Origin of the sequence: Alkalibacillus filiformis, from assembly GCF_030814115.1 — a bacterium.
GTDB classification, from domain to species: Bacteria; Bacillota; Bacilli; order Bacillales; family Alkalibacillaceae; genus Alkalibacillus; species Alkalibacillus filiformis.
Map to the genome: position 1 here is coordinate 53709 of NZ_JAUSUP010000002.1, position 16050 is coordinate 69758.

Genomic DNA, 16050 nt, shown 5'->3' on the forward strand with positions numbered 1-16050 from the left:
TTCTATTGCTTCACCAGCTAACATAGAGTGATATAAACAGACTGATAGGGGTGAGCTAATATGTTACTTTCAGCCATTGCCATAATCAACTTATACATGGCCTATACCGCTTTTGTTGAAGGTAGAAGATTGCAAGACAAAGCGAAGAAGTCCTTTGCCTACTTCCTATCAACTACTTTCATTGGCGTTTCATTATTGATCTTGTTCTCTATGACATTGTATATTCCTGGTGGTGTTGATAAGGTGGAGATCATCTACCATTGAGTCATTACAATATATTTTTATTCGCCTTAGGTACTAAGTAAGCTGGCATTTCTTCACGTAGTTGCCACACGAAATCGATTGGCTTTTCACCGGAGTGCTTTACATAATCTGCTGTACCTAAAAATGTGTAAGGTGCTGCATAGCCGTGCTCTTGTTTATATTCCCTAACAAAAAGAGCAATCTGATGTTCCTTTTGTCGATGGTAAATATAGCGTTGTGCTGTCTCTGATGCTTTCGATGTTTGAGATTGCGTTTGCCAGTGGAACAGTTTTTCGTTTATAGCATAGTCCTCATATAAAGTAGAAGGTGAAAAGTCTTTCTCTGTTTTATTTAAAGTAATAAAGAAAGTATCCAAACTTTTATCGTCGAAGTATTTTACACCTTCTCGAAACTCTGGTCGTTGCGTTTCATTAAAATACTCTAATGCAGCCATTATTTGATCTCGAGAGTATTTCGCATGGACGCGAAGTGGTGTATCAAACGTTAGGTCATGTTGTTTATCTGTCGTTTCTAGATGATTCAAATTGTGTTCAAGTATGCTTCTAACCTCTTGTTTCATTTCAGGTGACTGCAACACTTGAAGAATACCCTCTGAGATCGATTGAAATCCTTCTTTTTCTGGTTGGTTTAAATAGAAGGTATAATACAACATGTTCTGCATTATTTCCTCTTCTTTATTTCTAACCTCTAAGTCCTCAATAAACCTTAAATAAAATTTTAGTAACTTCTCTGAGTTTAAATGCAATAAGTAAGGCAACCTTTTCGTAACTTTCTTTTCATACTCATATCTGAAATTTTCTTTAAGACCTGCTTCAACCAATAGCCTTGCAAATGACCGATCTCCATTTCGCCCGTAGAATTCATATGCTGACATTTGATAAAAGTTAAGAAAGTTGTTTAACGTTAGCGGCTGGGTCGTCTCTTGAGAGTATGTTTTCAGCTTCTGTATAATATGCGTTTTACTATTGGTCGCTTGTTTTATATTTTGCAAAATATAATCTTTAGCCTGACTTTCTAACTCTATAAAACTACCTTTTGGAAGGTTAGAAAATCCATTCTCAACGTAATGTCTAATAGCATGTCTTGTTCGTCCAACTAAAGCTCGAAACTTCTCTTCAAAGCTATAGTTATTATGAGCTTGTCCTATAAAATCAAGGACTGTTAAACACTCTTTTCCTTCAGCAAGTCGTAAGCCGCGCCCCAATTGCTGCAAAAAGACCGTTAAACTCTCTGTTGGCCTTAAGAAAAGGACTGTATTGACATCAGGCAAATCAACACCTTCATTATACAAATCAGCAACGAAAATAAACTTAATCTCACCGCTTAGTAACTTACGTTTAGCACTTTCTCTCGTTTCGTCATCAGATCCACCGTGTAACGCAATTGAGTCTATTCCACTCTCATTAAAAACTTTAGCCATATATTTGGCATGTTCAACACCTACACAAAACCCTAATCCTTTAACCTCCTCAACATCCGTCACGTATTTATATAGGCTCTTTAATATTTGTAGACTACGCACTTTGTTATGTGTAAAAAGGTTTTCTAACTCATTTAAGTCATACCCTTTTCTTGTAAATTTGACGTTAGATAAGTCAACTGTATCAGTGACACAAAAATATTGAAATGGACTTAATAGTTTGCGATCGACCGCTTCAGTTAACCTAATTTCAGCAGCAATACGGTCATCAAAGTAAGTTGTCACACTTTGACCGTCCATTCTTTCCGGAGTTGCTGTTAATCCTAATAATACTTTTGGTTCAAAATGACTAAGTAGATCTTGATACGACCTAGCTGCGGCATGGTGGAATTCATCAACTATAATGTAGTCATAATAGTCAGAGCTCATTTTATTGACCAAATCTTTACTGTTCAAGCTTTGTATACTAACAAACAAGTGATCTAAACTATTAGGCGATTCTTTTCCAACAAGCAACTCACCGAAATTATGGTCTTTAAGGATATGCCTAAATGTATCTCGGCTTTGTTTAAGGATTTCTTCACGGTGAGCGACAAAGAGCAGTCTTGCAGGCCTTCCATTTTCTTGTTTAAAACGCTTATAGTCGAAAGCTGATATAACAGTTTTTCCAACACCTGTAGCTGCTACGATTAAGTTCTTGTACCGTCCATGGACTTCACGTTCTACTTTAAGTTTTTCAAGCACTTCTTTTTGGTAGTGGTAAGGCTTAAGGTCAAATAAAGCTGAAGTGACTTCCTCCTCATTCTGAAACTTTGACTTTTTTAACATCGTTTTCAAATGGTCACGGTCTTCTTCATTACGGTGGTCAAATGGTATGAATTCATCATCATTCCAATACGATTCAAATGTAGCGTCGACTTTTTTCATCACATCAAATGAATCCTTTTCAGTAATCTTTACATTCCATTCGAGTCCCGAAGTTAAAGCAGGGTTTGATAGATTGGATGAGCCAATGTAAGCTGTACTAAAATTCGTCTCACGTTTGAAAATATACGCCTTGGCGTGTAATCGTGTTCGCTTCGTATCATAAGAGACCTTCACTTCCGTGTTAGGAAGCTGACTTAATTCATCAATTGCCTTATAATCTGTTGCTTCCATATACGAAGTCGTAATGACCTCTAACTTACCACCGCGTTCGGTAAATTGGCGCAACTCATCTATAATGACACGTAAACCGCTCCATTTTATGAAAGATACTAGCATTTGAATATGATCAGACGTTAAAATCTCCTTCTTTAACTCACTCATCATATTGGGCTCACTCTTCGCACCTGTAAAAAGCGAGCTTTCTGAAATTGGTGTTACTGGTCGAACATTTTTTTGTTTATGGTCTAGGCTTTTGACTGAGTTCAGCTTTGAATATAAAGATGTTAAAATCTCACCTTCATTTGTAATTTGTAACGATTTTAACTCGTCTTCTTCTAGCTCTCGACTTAAATAATCGATGATCTCATTGCAGACACGAATCTGTTTAATTAAAGAGTCACTTGCCTTTTCATTTTCTCGTACTATTTTTAAAGCTCGTCTTGTTATGTAAGAAATATAGGCCGAAAGCTTTTTACTCGCCTCCTCTTGATCAATTGGCTCTTTGCCAATCTGAAACTTTTGTTGTTCGAGTTCTGATAATGCCCCTTTTAACCTTTTATTGATGACCTCTTCATATATACCTTCACGCAGCACTTCCCCACCACCCTTTTTTCGCGCTTAAGTTTAGAGCCATTATATCATTTCACTCATGATAATTTTACCATTTTTAATAGGATCAGACACAGCGGCAACTACTTACCATTGACCTTAGCGCCGAATCTTAGTATACGATGATAGGAGAAAATGGGGTCCCGAGTCGTCCGCATTAATCAGTCTTGGTAAATAAAAAAATCTAAACTGGCAAGTAGAAGCCGTGCGCTCTTCTACTTACACAGTTTAGACTACACTCTCTGTCCTTAACCTACTTTATTTACTCTTCGCCTAACATTTACTTGTTCAATCCAATTAAATGGGTCTTCCAACCTTCCATACTGAATACCTGTTAAGGTTTCATATACTTTTTGTACTAAGTTACCTGTTTCTCCATTATTAAAGACCATTTGATAATTATTCCAGTCTAATTGACCAACAGGTGAAATGACAGTAGCTGTACCAGATCCAAATACTTCATCTATATTTCCTTTTTTATACTCTTCGTAGATTTCCTCAATCGTAACCTTTCGTTCTATTACATTCACACCCCAATATTCTAATAATTGGATGACTGAATCTCGTGTAACACCGTTAAGAATACTACCGTTTAACTCAGGGGTCACGACTTCGTCCTTAATTTTGAAAAAGACGTTCATGCTTCCGACTTCTTCGATATATTTCTTTTCAACACCATCTAACCAAAGAACTTGGGCGTAACCTCCATTAGCAGCTTGTTCTTGTGCTTTCAAACTAGATGCATAGTTTCCACCTGTTTTCGCTTCACCTGTACCACCACGGACTGCTCTAACATATTCGTTTTCGACCGCGATTTTTACTGGATTAATCCCTTCTTTGTAGTAGGCACCTACAGGCGATAAAATTATGATCAACTTATATTGTGTAGAGAGTGCTACACCTAAGAAGGGTTCAGTTGAAATTATAAAGGGACGAATATATAGAGAGGTTCCATTTGCTGACGGAATCCAATTTTGGTCAATTTGAATTAGTTCTTTCAAAGCATCTAATAGAAATTCTTCATCAATTGCCGGAATACATAAGCGTTCATTAGATTTGTTTAAACGTGCTATATTTTTTTCTGGTCTAAATAGAAGTGGTTCGCCTTGAGGACTAAGGTATGCTTTAAGCCCTTCAAAAACGGATTGGCCATAGTGAAATACCATCGCTGCAGGGTCAATTGAGAGAGGCTCATACGGAACAATTTTAGCATCATGCCAACCTTCTGATTCTGAAAAATCCATAACAAACATGTGGTCAGTAAAGGTACGTCCAAATTCAAGCTCATGTTTAGGTAGTTCACGTTTTTGGGTTGATTCATACACTTTTAACAAACTTGATTTCATGGTGTCATCTCCTTATTTTCTAAAAATTCTAACAACCATATTAATACAGGACAGACAGTATTTCAACCGGTTTTTTAATGTAAGCGTTTTTATTTGAATTTTTATAATTTTATATAAAATTAGCTTGAATTGTTCAATATTGAGGAGTAAAATACAGTTTAAATTTTCAAAAATAATGCTCGAAAGGAGGTCCAGTGATGCTAACATTTATTGCATCCATCTTAATTTTAATCTTTGGCTATATGACATATGGGAAGGTGGTTGAGCGAATTTTTGGCGCTGACGACTTAAGAAAAACTCCAGCATATACGAAGCAAGACGGTCTTGATTACAGCCCAATGAGTTGGTGGAAGGGAAGCTTGATCCAGCTTTTGAATATCGCTGGACTAGGTCCTATTTTTGGTGCAGTATTAGGCGCATTATACGGCCCGGTTGCATTTATATGGATTGTTGTAGGTGCAATTTTTGCAGGAGCTGTACATGATTATTTTGCAGGAATGATGTCACTTAGACATAAGGGAGCACAATACCCAACGATTGTCGGTAAATATTTAGGGAAACATGCTCAAGTGGCTATTAATATCATCTCTATTGCATTGATGATTCTTGTCGCGGCAGCATTTACAGCCGGACCAGCAGAATTAATAGCTCAAATTAGTCCACTTACGTTTACTGCTGCAATTGTATTAGTGTTTTTTTACTTATTTATTGCTGCATTACTCCCAATTAATAAAATTATTGGTAAGATATATCCGTTTTTCGGGGCAGTATTACTGTTTATGGCAGTAGCAATTGGTTTTGGTATGTTTTTTTCCTTCGAACAATCTATTCCCAATTTAACTTTTGAAAATTTGCATCCTGAAGGGTTACCGATATGGCCTTTATTAATGGTAACTATTTCATGTGGTGCTATTTCAGGGTTTCATAGTACTCAAAGTCCAATAATAGCTAGAACAATTAAGAAGGAAACTGAAGGGCGCAAAGTTTTTTACGGTGCTATGATTGGTGAAGGAGTTATAACTTTAATCTGGGCAGCTGCTGGTATGACCTTTTTCGGAAATGCAGGAGGTTTGCAAGAAGCTATAGCTGCTGGCGGAGCTGCAGGAGTGGTTAATGAAATAAGTCAATCTACACTTGGTATGTTAGGTGGTATTCTTGCGATTTTTGGTGTCATTATTTTACCAATTACAACAGGGGATACTGCTTTGCGTTCATCACGTATGATGTTATCTGAATTATTGAGCGAAACAACGAAACTAAATTTTTCAGGTAACAAAGCCAAATTACTATTAGTTGTGCCAGTAGCAATCCCTACCTTTTTATTAACTCAAATCGATTATTCATTTTTATGGCGTTATGTAGGTTGGACAAACCAAGTTGTTGCAACGGTTATGCTTTGGACAGCTGCTGTATATTTATTAAAACAAGCGAAGTTTCATTGGATCTGCAGTGTACCTGCAACATTTATGACAGCTGTTACAGCTACATATATCTTTTATGCGCCTGAAGGGTTGGGCTTAGATTATTCTTTATCGATGGTGTTAGGAGGATTGATTTGGGTAGTTGTAATCATGTGGTTTGTAAAACGTATTCTCCAAGAAAAACATCAAAATTATTCAAATGCTCCCCAACCAAATGTTAAGGAGGTTAGTAATTGACGTTGATAGATGAATTGAGACGTGCGAATCCTAATGAAAAAAAGCTTAATAAAAATGAGAGTATACAACAAACAATTGAAGAAGCATATTCTTTTCAAATGCATCTTGTAGAGGAAGAATCCCAAAACGGAAACCCGTTAATAGGATATAAAATCAGCTTAACTAGTCAAGAAACACAAAAACTTTTCGGTGCACGGGAACCTTTATATGGTGCTCTTACTAAAGATTCTCTTGTTTCAGGGGGGTTACCGTTGGATGAGTTGTCGGAACCTTTAATTGAAGTTGAGTTAATGTTTATAGTTGATCAAGATATTAAAGTAGAAGATGATGAAATAACGATATTGAATAAAACGCGAGTTGCCCCAGGTATTGAGATTCCTGATTCGCGTTTTGAGGACTGGTTTCCTAATTTAACCCTTCACCAAATTATTTGTGATCGAGCTGTGGCTGGTAAAGTAGTTGTGGGTGAACCTGTATCTGGGTTAACTATTAATAGTCTTAAATCGATTAAAGCAGATGTAAGACTTAATCATGAAACAATTGCAACTGGCTATTCAAGTGAGGTTTTAGGAAACCCTGTAAATGCTGTGAAATGGTTATGTCAAGAACTAAGTAAAACAGAACAATGTATTCAAAAAGGAATGATTATTTCATCAGGAACGTTTATAATGCCTAAACGTTTAGAGAGAGGGTCTTATCAGGTTAATTTTGTAGGTTTAGGCGAGATTCAATTTGAAGTATATTAATTGATTACCTCTAGGACTATATCGCCATGACGAATGCACATAAATACTTATGCTCGTCTTATTCTGGAGAGTCGGCTTTTACACAATACTTAGATGAGATGAAGACAGAACAGAAAAGCACGAAGAGTGAGCAATCTAGTTAAGGAGTTGAAGTTATGCCAACTTGTCAAAACTGCTCAACAACGTGGACGATGAAAGAGACGATGAAAAGCTCCTCTGTTTTAGGTATAAGAATGACATGTCCACATTGCGGAGCGGCACAATATGTATCAAAGCAAACGAGGAAAAATTTTAGTTTAGCAGTCTTTTTCGTCATGCTACTTAATTTGCTCATCCCATTTGGCATTTCACCTTGGTATGTATTCGGCTCATACCTTGTGTTCTTCCCCTTCCTTTTCTACACTTACTATAAACATATGAAATTGAGTAATGAGGAAGAGCCGTTGTTTTAGGAGGTTCTACTGTGTTCCAATTATTAGAGGGCTTTTCTATAGGAAAGATCTTATTAATAGTTATACCTACCTCAATGATCGTGACCTTAACGTATTTATTGACTCGAGATATTTGGGAGACTATTAAGTATATAGTTTTCAGCTAAAACTGAGGGGAAAGCTACCCTCAGTTTTTGCTTGCAAATTGCATTGTCACCCTATCAACTGATCCAACCATTCCCACTACTGATCAACCAAACATTAACAACAATCAGCGCAACGACAACGAATCTCTCTGCCGATGAGCCTGTCCTAAATGAAAGGGGAAATCGGAAATTGCGCTTCGTGATTGGGTGTAGTAACGGTACGCCTCGCTTCGTTAAAAAGTCACCGAAAATGTGAGATGCTACACCGAGTACTAAGCCGTATTGTAAATAGTCTGGGATGACGAACCAGGTGCTCACTAATGATAGATAAACTGTCATGAGAGCTATAAACAGTAATGAATGTGTCCACGTGCGGTGGCTACTTAATATGAAAAAGACGAGTACGATAGTCGCTAATACGAATGTCATCTCTTCATCAATGAATGTCCAAAATTGATCTGGTTGCCATATGTAGAGTGCTCCTGCTAGTGCTGTGACACTTATGGCGATTGGGTATGCATAACGACCGAGTTTTGACGATTTCGAGTCCATATCCGGAAGCAGTGCGCCGATCATGACGATGATGATAAAAAGAATCGTTTCATTGATGCCGCTTATTTCAATTGGAAGAAGGTGCGAAAAGGTGATTGCTGCCACTCCCCATGTTAGTCCCATAGCTTGATGTCCACTTGCCATCATGATGTTGATATCCTCTCTCATGTTGTTTAATAGATTTTCATATTACCATTAATTAGCACTGTAAACATCGGCCTTTATTCTTAAGAAGTTTCAGAATCCGGCGTTCGCCGAATTAATCGGTTGTTTCGCCGGAAAAATGAGGATTTCGCCGGATTATTGAAAATTTCGCCGGAATATCATAAAAATCGCCGAATTAATTTTATTGAACGTAAAAAAATCCTCCCCGCTATGAAAGGCAGGAAGGATTTTCACTTATACAATTATGAATTCGCGATGTCACGCGCTTTATCAAACTCTTCTTGAACTTCTTGCTTAGGTCCAGAGCCGATTAAGCTTACGACAACAGCACCAACTGTCGCGAGTAAGAAGCCTGGAACCATTTCGTATAATCCACCGAATGGGTCAATGTACTCCCAAGTGATTACAGTGATGGCACCAAGCAGAATACCGACTAAGGCACCATTTCTCGTTAGACGCTTCCAGAATAGTGACAATAGGATGATTGGTCCAAATGAGGCACCAAATCCGGCCCACGCATATGCGACGAGATCGAGCACTCGACTCGTATCATCGCTTGCAATAACTAACGCAATTAACGCAATAACGATAACGGAAATACGCGCTACCCATACAAGCTCTTGGTTTGAAGCGTTCTTTCTAAAGAAACCTTTGTAGAAGTCTTCTGCTACAGCTGAAGACGATACTAATAGCTGAGAGTCAACTGTACTCATAATCGCAGCTAAGATCGCAGCTAGTAAAATACCCGCTACTACTGGATGAGTTAACAGTTGTGTCATCGCAATGAAAATAGCTTCTTCATTCGCTAGCATAAGCAGGCCATTTTCCTGAACTGTTTCAATACCACGTTCAGCTAATTCTGATTGCACAGATTCTGTTGCGATATACGCAAGACCAGCAATACCGACGAAGATCGCACCGAATAGTGATAACACCATCCAAGTCATACCGATAAATCGAGCTGTCGGTACATCTTTATGCGAACGAATCGCCATGAAACGAGCTAAGATGTGTGGCTGACCGAAGTAACCTAACCCCCAAGCAAGGGATGAGATAATCGCTAATGCCCCTACTCCTTGCACCATGTGAAGGTGGTCGCCACCAGCTAAATCACCGATAATATTAACTGTCTCATTCCAACCACCAAGTTCAGTAATCGTAATGATCGGTAATACAATTAAAGCAAGAAACATTAATGAACCTTGAATAAAGTCAGTCCAACTAACCGCAATAAATCCACCTAAGAACGTGTAAATGATGATGACTGCTCCACCAATTAATAAAGCAACCATGTAATCATAACCAAACGTACTACTGAATAAAACAGCACCACCAACTAAACCTGATGCTACATAGACTGTAAAGAAAATCAAAATAACTACAGCAGATGCACTTCGTAGTAAACGAGAGTTATCACGGAATCGGTTTTCTAAAAAGTCCGGTAACGTGATCGCATTGTTCGAAACTTCCGTATAAACACGTAACCTTCTTGCAACGAATTGCCAGTTTAAATAAGCACCTATTGTTAAACCGACAGCAATCCAAGCTTCGCCAAACCCAGCTAAATAAATAGCACCAGGCAAACCGAGGATTAACCAACTACTCATGTCAGAAGCGCCTGCACTTAATGCCGCTACTCCTGGCCCTAACTTACGACCACCTAAAAAGTAGTCCGATAGGTTGTTCGTTAAACGATAACCAATAATACCTAAAACAAGCATCCCCAAAATGTAAATAAAAAAGGTAACTAGAGTCGCTGTATCCATTATTTGTCACGCTCCTTTACCCATGATACAAATGATAGAATGACGACTAATGACATTGGCACAAACAACCAGAAATATGTACCAAACGTAATACTATACTCCTCCATCAAATCTCCCCTTTTTTGATTAGTACACTATCATTTTATCTAATATTTCTAAAAATTGAAAACCATCACCATACTACTCACTTAAATTAATTCAAGCAATACGACGACAGCCATTACTAATATAAGCACCGAGATCACGATTAATAAATAAGTAAGGCCCTTCTTCTCACTATTAATAGCATCTTTTAAGACGTAAGTCGCTAGTGCTGCAAAACCAAACAACATAATTAAAATAACAATTTCATTAACAATAAACACCCTCGACACTCCTATAGTAGATTTAATGAGTTTCTCTTCTACTATTTAATCCTTTATTACATCATATCAAACTTCATGCGACAAGTAATCCAAGGGCTTTTCCTTTTATTAGCTATCTTATTATCAATATCAGTTCAATATTACTACTTTTGTTATGGGTCTTATCTCACTTACTTGTAATTCCTGTCCCATTAAACAAAAAGCTTAGGAGCCACCCTAAGCTACCAGCCATACTGTGCCATACTCACAAAGATCGTCACGATACAAATTAACACTGCAATAATTATAGAACCAGCTACCAATTTATTCATAAAGACCCCCCAATACATAGATATGCCTGTATTAGAAGGTGTATTCCGTTACTAGTTAAAATTAGAAACCTTTATGTAAATATTGAATATCTTAGTTCCTTCTCTGAATAAGATTGAGTAAAAGCAATAAACAAGGGTTGATTTTATGTGGAAAGAGTTTAAACAGTTTGCGTTGCGGGGCAATGTTTTTGAATTAGCGATTGCGGTTGTGATCGGAACAGCTTTCAGCAAAATTGTCGATTCATTAGTTAACGATATTATTATGCCTTTGCTTGGAGTGTTAGCAGGGGGGACGAGCTTTAAGTTCCTTGTGTTAAATGTTAATGGTGTCATTATTAGGTACGGCTCATTTTTCCAAACGATGGTTGATTTCTTAGTGATCTCCTTTTCCATTTACCTCTTTATTAAGCTGTTTAATTACATAAGAGGTGATGAAAGTGTCTCATTAAAAGAACCACCTCACCCTAACCAAGAAGTTTTAACAGAGATTAGAGACCTTTTAAAAGCAAAAGAAAAACCAAAGCCTAAACCAAAGAAGGATACTCAAGAGAGGAAAGTTAAAGTTCGAATCAGATAAATTATGAAAAAAAGAGAGGGTATAACACAAAATGTTATACCCTTAAATTTAACTTATTTATTTTAGAACTTCACATGGAACTACCAATATAAAAACACTGCCAACAAAGCGACTACTGTAGCTACTGTACTTGAGATAATTCCAACGACAAACTGTTCACCCTTCGTATAAACACCTGCTAAGCTAGCATAATAGGTCGTCGGGGCATGAATTGGAATCAAGATTGTCCCTCCAATTACCGTCATAATTAACAAGGCTAAAGCTACAGGGGAAAGGTCAATTAGACTTGCATATGACATCATAATTGGGAAAATGACGACGATCGCTGATGTTGAGTTCGTGAACATCCAGCGCATAATGCCAATAAATAAAATAATAAAAATCACTTTCAGCCAAGTGCTTGCTCCATCTGGCACGAGCTGGATTAGTGCTGTTGCTATCATTTCAGCCGTTCCGTTCTCAGCCATGATAAACCCTAAGGAAAATGAGGTCCCTAATAATAAGAACGTCTCCCAATCAAAGTTTCTAATCAGTTGGTTATTCACTAAACCAATTGCTGGAATGGCTAGAAAAGCCACCATCAACATCGGTGGTAAAATGATCGGCACCACTGTTGGATCAGTCGAAATCCAAGCAACTACCATCGCAAGAAAAGCAAAAACAACATACCAAAACTTCGGATGCTCAACTTGTTTTTCCTCCAAGTGATGATTGGGCGCTTTTATTTGGACATTGCTCTCTTCATCTGTGTTCCATTTAAAATAAAACCAGACGAAAAGTGATGAAAATAGTGTAATAACAAATAGCGGCGGAGCCATTAAGCCCATCCACTCTAACCACTGGATTTGCGCAACGTTATACTCTACCATCAGCTGATAAGCGATGACGGCAAAGCCACCGCCAGTAAAAACGATGAATGTCCCTTTTTGATTTAAAAAACTGATGACAAATAAACCAAACTTATTAAAGACACTTTGGTTCGAAAAGCCGTTAAGATCATTCATGCGTTTAATTAAAGGTTCTAATATTTTATAACGGGCAACAGCTGACGGTAGAATGATTGGAAGTAACACCATCATAATAGGTAAACTGACTACCAATCGACTGACACGTCCTCCGCTAAATTGTTGAAACAAACGCGCAATCACTTGGTCAAAGCCAACAATGACAAGTACTTGGCTAATTAAAGATAAAAGAACAATAAAGTATAAACCAGTCGTCAAAAATCCTTGAAATGCTTGATCTGGTTCATCGACAACACCAAGTCCAATTAATAATGCCAGGACTAAAATGCTCGATGCACCTTGTGGCATCGTCGATAACGTCCATAAATAAATAGCAATTACAAGAACTAGCAATGTGTATTGCTGTTCGGGCGAGAAAGACGTTAAAAATGTTGCTTTCCCTACAAAAAATGCCCCTAAAATCACCACCCAAACGAGCAATACAGCACGACTAGATTTTAATATTTGTAGCATATAACAACCTTCTATGCTTCTTTTTTATTTTGGCGCATTGATTTAATAATCGGGAACGCAAATGATAAGACAGATAGAATGATGAGCACTAATGAAATGTTGTTCGTAAAGAAGACTGAGATATCTCCGTTCGAACTCGTCATCGCCTGTCTAAATGATTGCTCCATCATACCGCCTAAAATAAACGCTAAAATAAACGGTGGTGCTGGGAAAGCAAACATGCGCATTAAGAAACCGATCACACCAAATGCTAGTAATAGATATAAATCAAACGTACTAAAGCTAATCGCATACACACCGATTAAACTAAACACGACCACTAGAGAAATGAGTAATGGTCTAGGGACTGTTAATACTCTAGCAATGTACGGAATTAACGGTAAGTTTAAAATTAATAGAAAGACATTTCCGATATACATACTTGCGATGATCCCCCAGAAGATTTCCGGGTTGTCGCCCATTAACATTGGTCCTGGTTGAACACCGAGTACTAAGAACGCACCTAGCATAACGGCTGTCGTACCTGAACCTGGAATACCTAAGCTTAATAACGGTACGAATGAACCACTTGTTGCCGCGTTGTTAGACGCTTCTGGTGCTGCTAGTCCTTTTACCGCACCTTTACCGAATGTCTCAGGGTTTTTAGACAATCTTTTTTCTGAAATATAGCTTATAAAAGACGCAATCGTTGCACCTGCACCTGGTAAAATACCAAGTACGAAACCTAAAATCGACTGACGACCTGATGGACCAGCAATTTCTTTCATATCTTGCTTCGATAGTTTTAAGCTACCTAGCTGCTTAGCGTCTGTGATTGATTTTTTGTGACGGTTAATAATTAAATAACCGACTTCAGCAATCGCAAATAAACCTAATGCGATAATTAAGAAATCAATTCCGTCTAATAGATTAGTGCTTCCGAATGTGTAACGAGCTGTCCCTGTCTGTGGATCAATCCCGATTGTTGCGACCATAAAACCAATGACAGCCGATATAAGCGCTTTAACCGTTGAACCTTCTGAAAGACTCGCAATTGCCGTTAGACCTAGTAACATTAAAGCAAAATAGGCTGGTGGTCCGAATGAGATTGCAACACTTGATAACATCGGTGCAAAAGCCATTAGTAAAATAACACTGATTGAACCGCCAATAAATGATGATATTGCGGCAATAGCTAGTGCTTTACCAGCTTGGCCGTTTTGTGCCATAGGATACCCATCAAATGACGATGCCACTGTTCCGGAGATACCAGGGGCATTTAACAAAATAGATGATGTTGAACCACCAAAGACAGCACCATAATAAACACCAGCCATCATAACAAGTGCAAGTGTCGGGTTCATGCCGTAAGTGATCGGAATCATTATGGCAATCGCACTAATTGGACCTAACCCTGGTAACATACCGATAAAAGTACCGACGAATACACCAAGTAGTACGAATAAAATACCTTCAAGACTTAAGGCAACTTCAAAGCCTGTTAAAATTCCTTCAATCGCTCCCATGATATCCCTCCTTTAAAATGGCATAACACCTTGTGGTAGATTAATATTTAATAAGAATACGAAAATACTATATAAAATTAACGGGAAACAAACTGACACGATCGCATTAACTAAATTGTTTTCGTAACCTAGAAATTTTGAAGAACTAAAAATAAAAAGTGCCGTCATAATGAAAAACCCGACAACCTCTAGTAATGTAATAAAAATTAGTGCTAAGACGAATACGCCTGCTATAGCTTTCACATCTTTTTTTGGGATATGACGTTTCGCTTTTTGTTCTTCTGTGTCTTTGTCTTCACTAAAAAATAATGCAACAGATAAGACGAGTAAAATCCAGCCTAGCGTAATAGGGATCGCATCGGCATCTACAGGGATATAAGGATAAGTCGGGAGTTGATAACTCATCAACAAGTACCCAGCTGATATAAGAAATAAAATTAAACCGATTTTACGATTCACATTGTTTAACACTGTCAGGCACCTACCTTTCTATGAAATAACGGGAAGCCAACGGGGACATCCGTTGACTTCCTCAATAGATTTATTCAGCTGATAGTTCTAGTTCATCTAGGATTTCTTTGAATACTTCATTTTCTTGTTCAAGGAACTCTTGGTACTCTTCGCTACCCATGAACATTTCATCCCAACCGTAGTTGTCACGTACATCTGCGAAAGCTTCAGTCTCGCTCATTTCTTTTAACTTTTCTTCGTAATACTCAACTGCAGCTTCATCCATGTCACCAGGGCCGAAGAATCCTCTCCAGTTAACGAATGTCTCATCAATGCCTTGTTCTTTAGCTGTTGGAATTTCTGATAAGATCTCACCTTCTAGACGCTCTTCAGAAGTAACTGCTAAAGCACGAATATCTTCAGAACGAATTTGTTCAACGATTTGACCTACACCTGTTGAGAATACGTCTGCACTACCGTTTAGTAGTTGAGTAACGCCACCTGCATCTGGGTCAGACACGTAGCTAATTTGTGAAACATCTACACCAGCCTCACGCGCAAAACGGATGAACTGAATGTGGTCCATGCTTCCTGGCGCTGAAGTACCTACTACAGTAATTTCTGATGGATCTTCTTTCATGTCTTCAAATAATTCATTTAAATCGTCCCACTCAGCATCGTCACGTACTGCGAATGATGCATAGTCTGCAATAACATTTGCAATTGGTGTGAAGTCTTCGTAGTTATACTCTGATTGACCATTTAAAGGTACTAATAGTAATGGTGATGATGATACGAATAAGTCGTATGGGCTGTCACCTTGGCTCGCAATGTGTGCCCAACCAATTGCACCACCAGCTCCTGGCTTGTTTACAACTCCAATATCTTCGTCAATGATTCCTTCTTCAGTTAATGTTTGCGCTGTCATACGAGCTGTCGTATCCCAGCCACCACCAGCACCCGATGGAGAAACTATTTCAATTGATTCTTCCGGCTCCCAATCTTGCGGTTCACCGTTGTTTCCTTCGTCAGCTGCTTGGTCGTCTCCACCACATGCAGCTAGAACTAATAACATAAAAGCAAAGATTGAACCTGCTAATAGTTTTTTCATTTTT

General features: G+C 38.1%; 13 protein-coding genes. 4 read left to right on the plus strand and 9 right to left on the minus strand.

Annotated elements, in window-relative coordinates:
- Nucleotides 1-268 precede the first annotated feature (268 nt).
- Both J2R98_RS05865 and J2R98_RS05870 read right to left on the minus strand, forming a co-directional pair.
- Entirely contained in the window at nucleotides 269-3424 is a 3156-nt protein-coding gene (locus tag J2R98_RS05865) for a DEAD/DEAH box helicase (RefSeq protein ID WP_307067053.1), read from the minus strand.
- A 263-nt stretch (nucleotides 3425-3687) separates the two neighbouring features.
- Nucleotides 3688-4785, minus strand: a complete 1098-nt coding sequence (locus J2R98_RS05870) for a branched-chain amino acid aminotransferase (protein WP_307067055.1) — start codon at nucleotides 4783-4785, stop codon at nucleotides 3688-3690.
- 197 nt (nucleotides 4786-4982) lie between these two features.
- Here J2R98_RS05870 and J2R98_RS05875 point away from each other — a divergent pair, with 197 nt between their 5' ends.
- From J2R98_RS05875 to J2R98_RS05885, 3 genes are all read left to right on the plus strand, one after another.
- Entirely contained in the window at nucleotides 4983-6443 is a 1461-nt protein-coding gene (locus tag J2R98_RS05875; protein ID WP_307067057.1) for a carbon starvation CstA family protein, read from the plus strand.
- Entirely contained in the window at nucleotides 6440-7189 is a 750-nt protein-coding gene (locus J2R98_RS05880; protein ID WP_307067059.1) for a 2-keto-4-pentenoate hydratase, read from the plus strand. Before J2R98_RS05875 ends, J2R98_RS05880 begins: the two co-directional genes overlap by 4 nt.
- 155 nt (nucleotides 7190-7344) lie before the next feature.
- Nucleotides 7345-7641 (plus strand): TIGR04104 family putative zinc finger protein, encoded by a 297-nt coding sequence (locus tag J2R98_RS05885; RefSeq protein ID WP_307067061.1) that lies wholly within the window; start codon nucleotides 7345-7347, stop codon nucleotides 7639-7641.
- A 200-nt stretch (nucleotides 7642-7841) separates the two neighbouring features.
- Here J2R98_RS05885 and J2R98_RS05890 read toward each other — a convergent pair whose 3' ends face one another.
- The 3 genes from J2R98_RS05890 to J2R98_RS05900 all read right to left on the minus strand — a co-directional run bounded on the left by J2R98_RS05890 (nucleotide 7842) and on the right by J2R98_RS05900 (nucleotide 10614).
- The gene (locus J2R98_RS05890; RefSeq protein WP_307067063.1) at nucleotides 7842-8465 is read right to left on the minus strand and encodes a metal-dependent hydrolase; all 624 of its coding nucleotides are present in this window, start codon (nucleotides 8463-8465) and stop codon (nucleotides 7842-7844) included.
- Between the two features lie 260 nt (nucleotides 8466-8725).
- Nucleotides 8726-10249 carry a sodium/proline symporter PutP gene (putP, locus tag J2R98_RS05895; protein WP_307067066.1) on the minus strand — a complete coding sequence of 508 codons (1524 nt, stop codon included), beginning with the start codon at nucleotides 10247-10249 and terminating at the stop codon, nucleotides 8726-8728.
- Nucleotides 10250-10437: 188 nt separating this feature from the next.
- The gene (locus tag J2R98_RS05900; protein ID WP_307067068.1) at nucleotides 10438-10614 is read right to left on the minus strand and encodes a hypothetical protein; all 177 of its coding nucleotides are present in this window, start codon (nucleotides 10612-10614) and stop codon (nucleotides 10438-10440) included.
- A gap of 456 nt (nucleotides 10615-11070) precedes the next feature.
- On the opposite strand from J2R98_RS05900, the gene mscL reads away from it, so the two are divergent.
- Entirely contained in the window at nucleotides 11071-11502 is a 432-nt protein-coding gene (mscL, locus tag J2R98_RS05905) for a large conductance mechanosensitive channel protein MscL (protein ID WP_307067070.1), read from the plus strand.
- Between the two features lie 80 nt (nucleotides 11503-11582).
- Here the strand turns inward: mscL and J2R98_RS05910 are convergent, their stop codons facing one another.
- From J2R98_RS05910 to J2R98_RS05925, 4 genes are all read right to left on the minus strand, one after another.
- Nucleotides 11583-12980 (minus strand): SLC13 family permease, encoded by a 1398-nt coding sequence (locus J2R98_RS05910; RefSeq protein ID WP_307067072.1) that lies wholly within the window; start codon nucleotides 12978-12980, stop codon nucleotides 11583-11585.
- Nucleotides 12981-12991: 11 nt separating this feature from the next.
- Nucleotides 12992-14485 carry a tripartite tricarboxylate transporter permease gene (locus J2R98_RS05915; RefSeq protein WP_307067074.1) on the minus strand — a complete coding sequence of 498 codons (1494 nt, stop codon included), beginning with the start codon at nucleotides 14483-14485 and terminating at the stop codon, nucleotides 12992-12994.
- A 12-nt stretch (nucleotides 14486-14497) separates the two neighbouring features.
- A complete protein-coding gene (locus tag J2R98_RS05920) occupies nucleotides 14498-14956 on the minus strand; it encodes a tripartite tricarboxylate transporter TctB family protein (RefSeq protein ID WP_307067076.1) in 459 nt (152 codons plus the stop codon).
- Nucleotides 14957-15026: 70 nt separating this feature from the next.
- On the minus strand, nucleotides 15027-16046 hold the full coding sequence (locus J2R98_RS05925; RefSeq protein ID WP_307067078.1) for a tripartite tricarboxylate transporter substrate binding protein: 1020 nt from the start codon (nucleotides 16044-16046) through the stop codon (nucleotides 15027-15029).
- Nucleotides 16047-16050: the final 4 nt, after the last annotated feature.

Excerpts from the sequence above, each read along its gene's own strand:
- J2R98_RS05870 (WP_307067055.1), bottom strand. The coding sequence starts at position 4,785 with ATGAAATCAAGTTTGTTAAAAGTGTATGAATCAACCCAAAAACGTGAA.
- J2R98_RS05875 (WP_307067057.1), top strand. The coding sequence starts at position 4,983 with ATGCTAACATTTATTGCATCCATCTTAATTTTAATCTTTGGCTATATG.
- J2R98_RS05885 (WP_307067061.1), top strand. The coding sequence starts at position 7,345 with ATGCCAACTTGTCAAAACTGCTCAACAACGTGGACGATGAAAGAGACG.
- J2R98_RS05890 (WP_307067063.1), bottom strand. The coding sequence starts at position 8,465 with ATGATGGCAAGTGGACATCAAGCTATGGGACTAACATGGGGAGTGGCA.
- putP (WP_307067066.1), bottom strand. The coding sequence starts at position 10,249 with ATGGATACAGCGACTCTAGTTACCTTTTTTATTTACATTTTGGGGATG.
- mscL (WP_307067070.1), top strand. The coding sequence starts at position 11,071 with ATGTGGAAAGAGTTTAAACAGTTTGCGTTGCGGGGCAATGTTTTTGAA.
- J2R98_RS05910 (WP_307067072.1), bottom strand. The coding sequence starts at position 12,980 with ATGCTACAAATATTAAAATCTAGTCGTGCTGTATTGCTCGTTTGGGTG.
- J2R98_RS05915 (WP_307067074.1), bottom strand. The coding sequence starts at position 14,485 with ATGGGAGCGATTGAAGGAATTTTAACAGGCTTTGAAGTTGCCTTAAGT.
- J2R98_RS05925 (WP_307067078.1), bottom strand. The coding sequence starts at position 16,046 with ATGAAAAAACTATTAGCAGGTTCAATCTTTGCTTTTATGTTATTAGTT.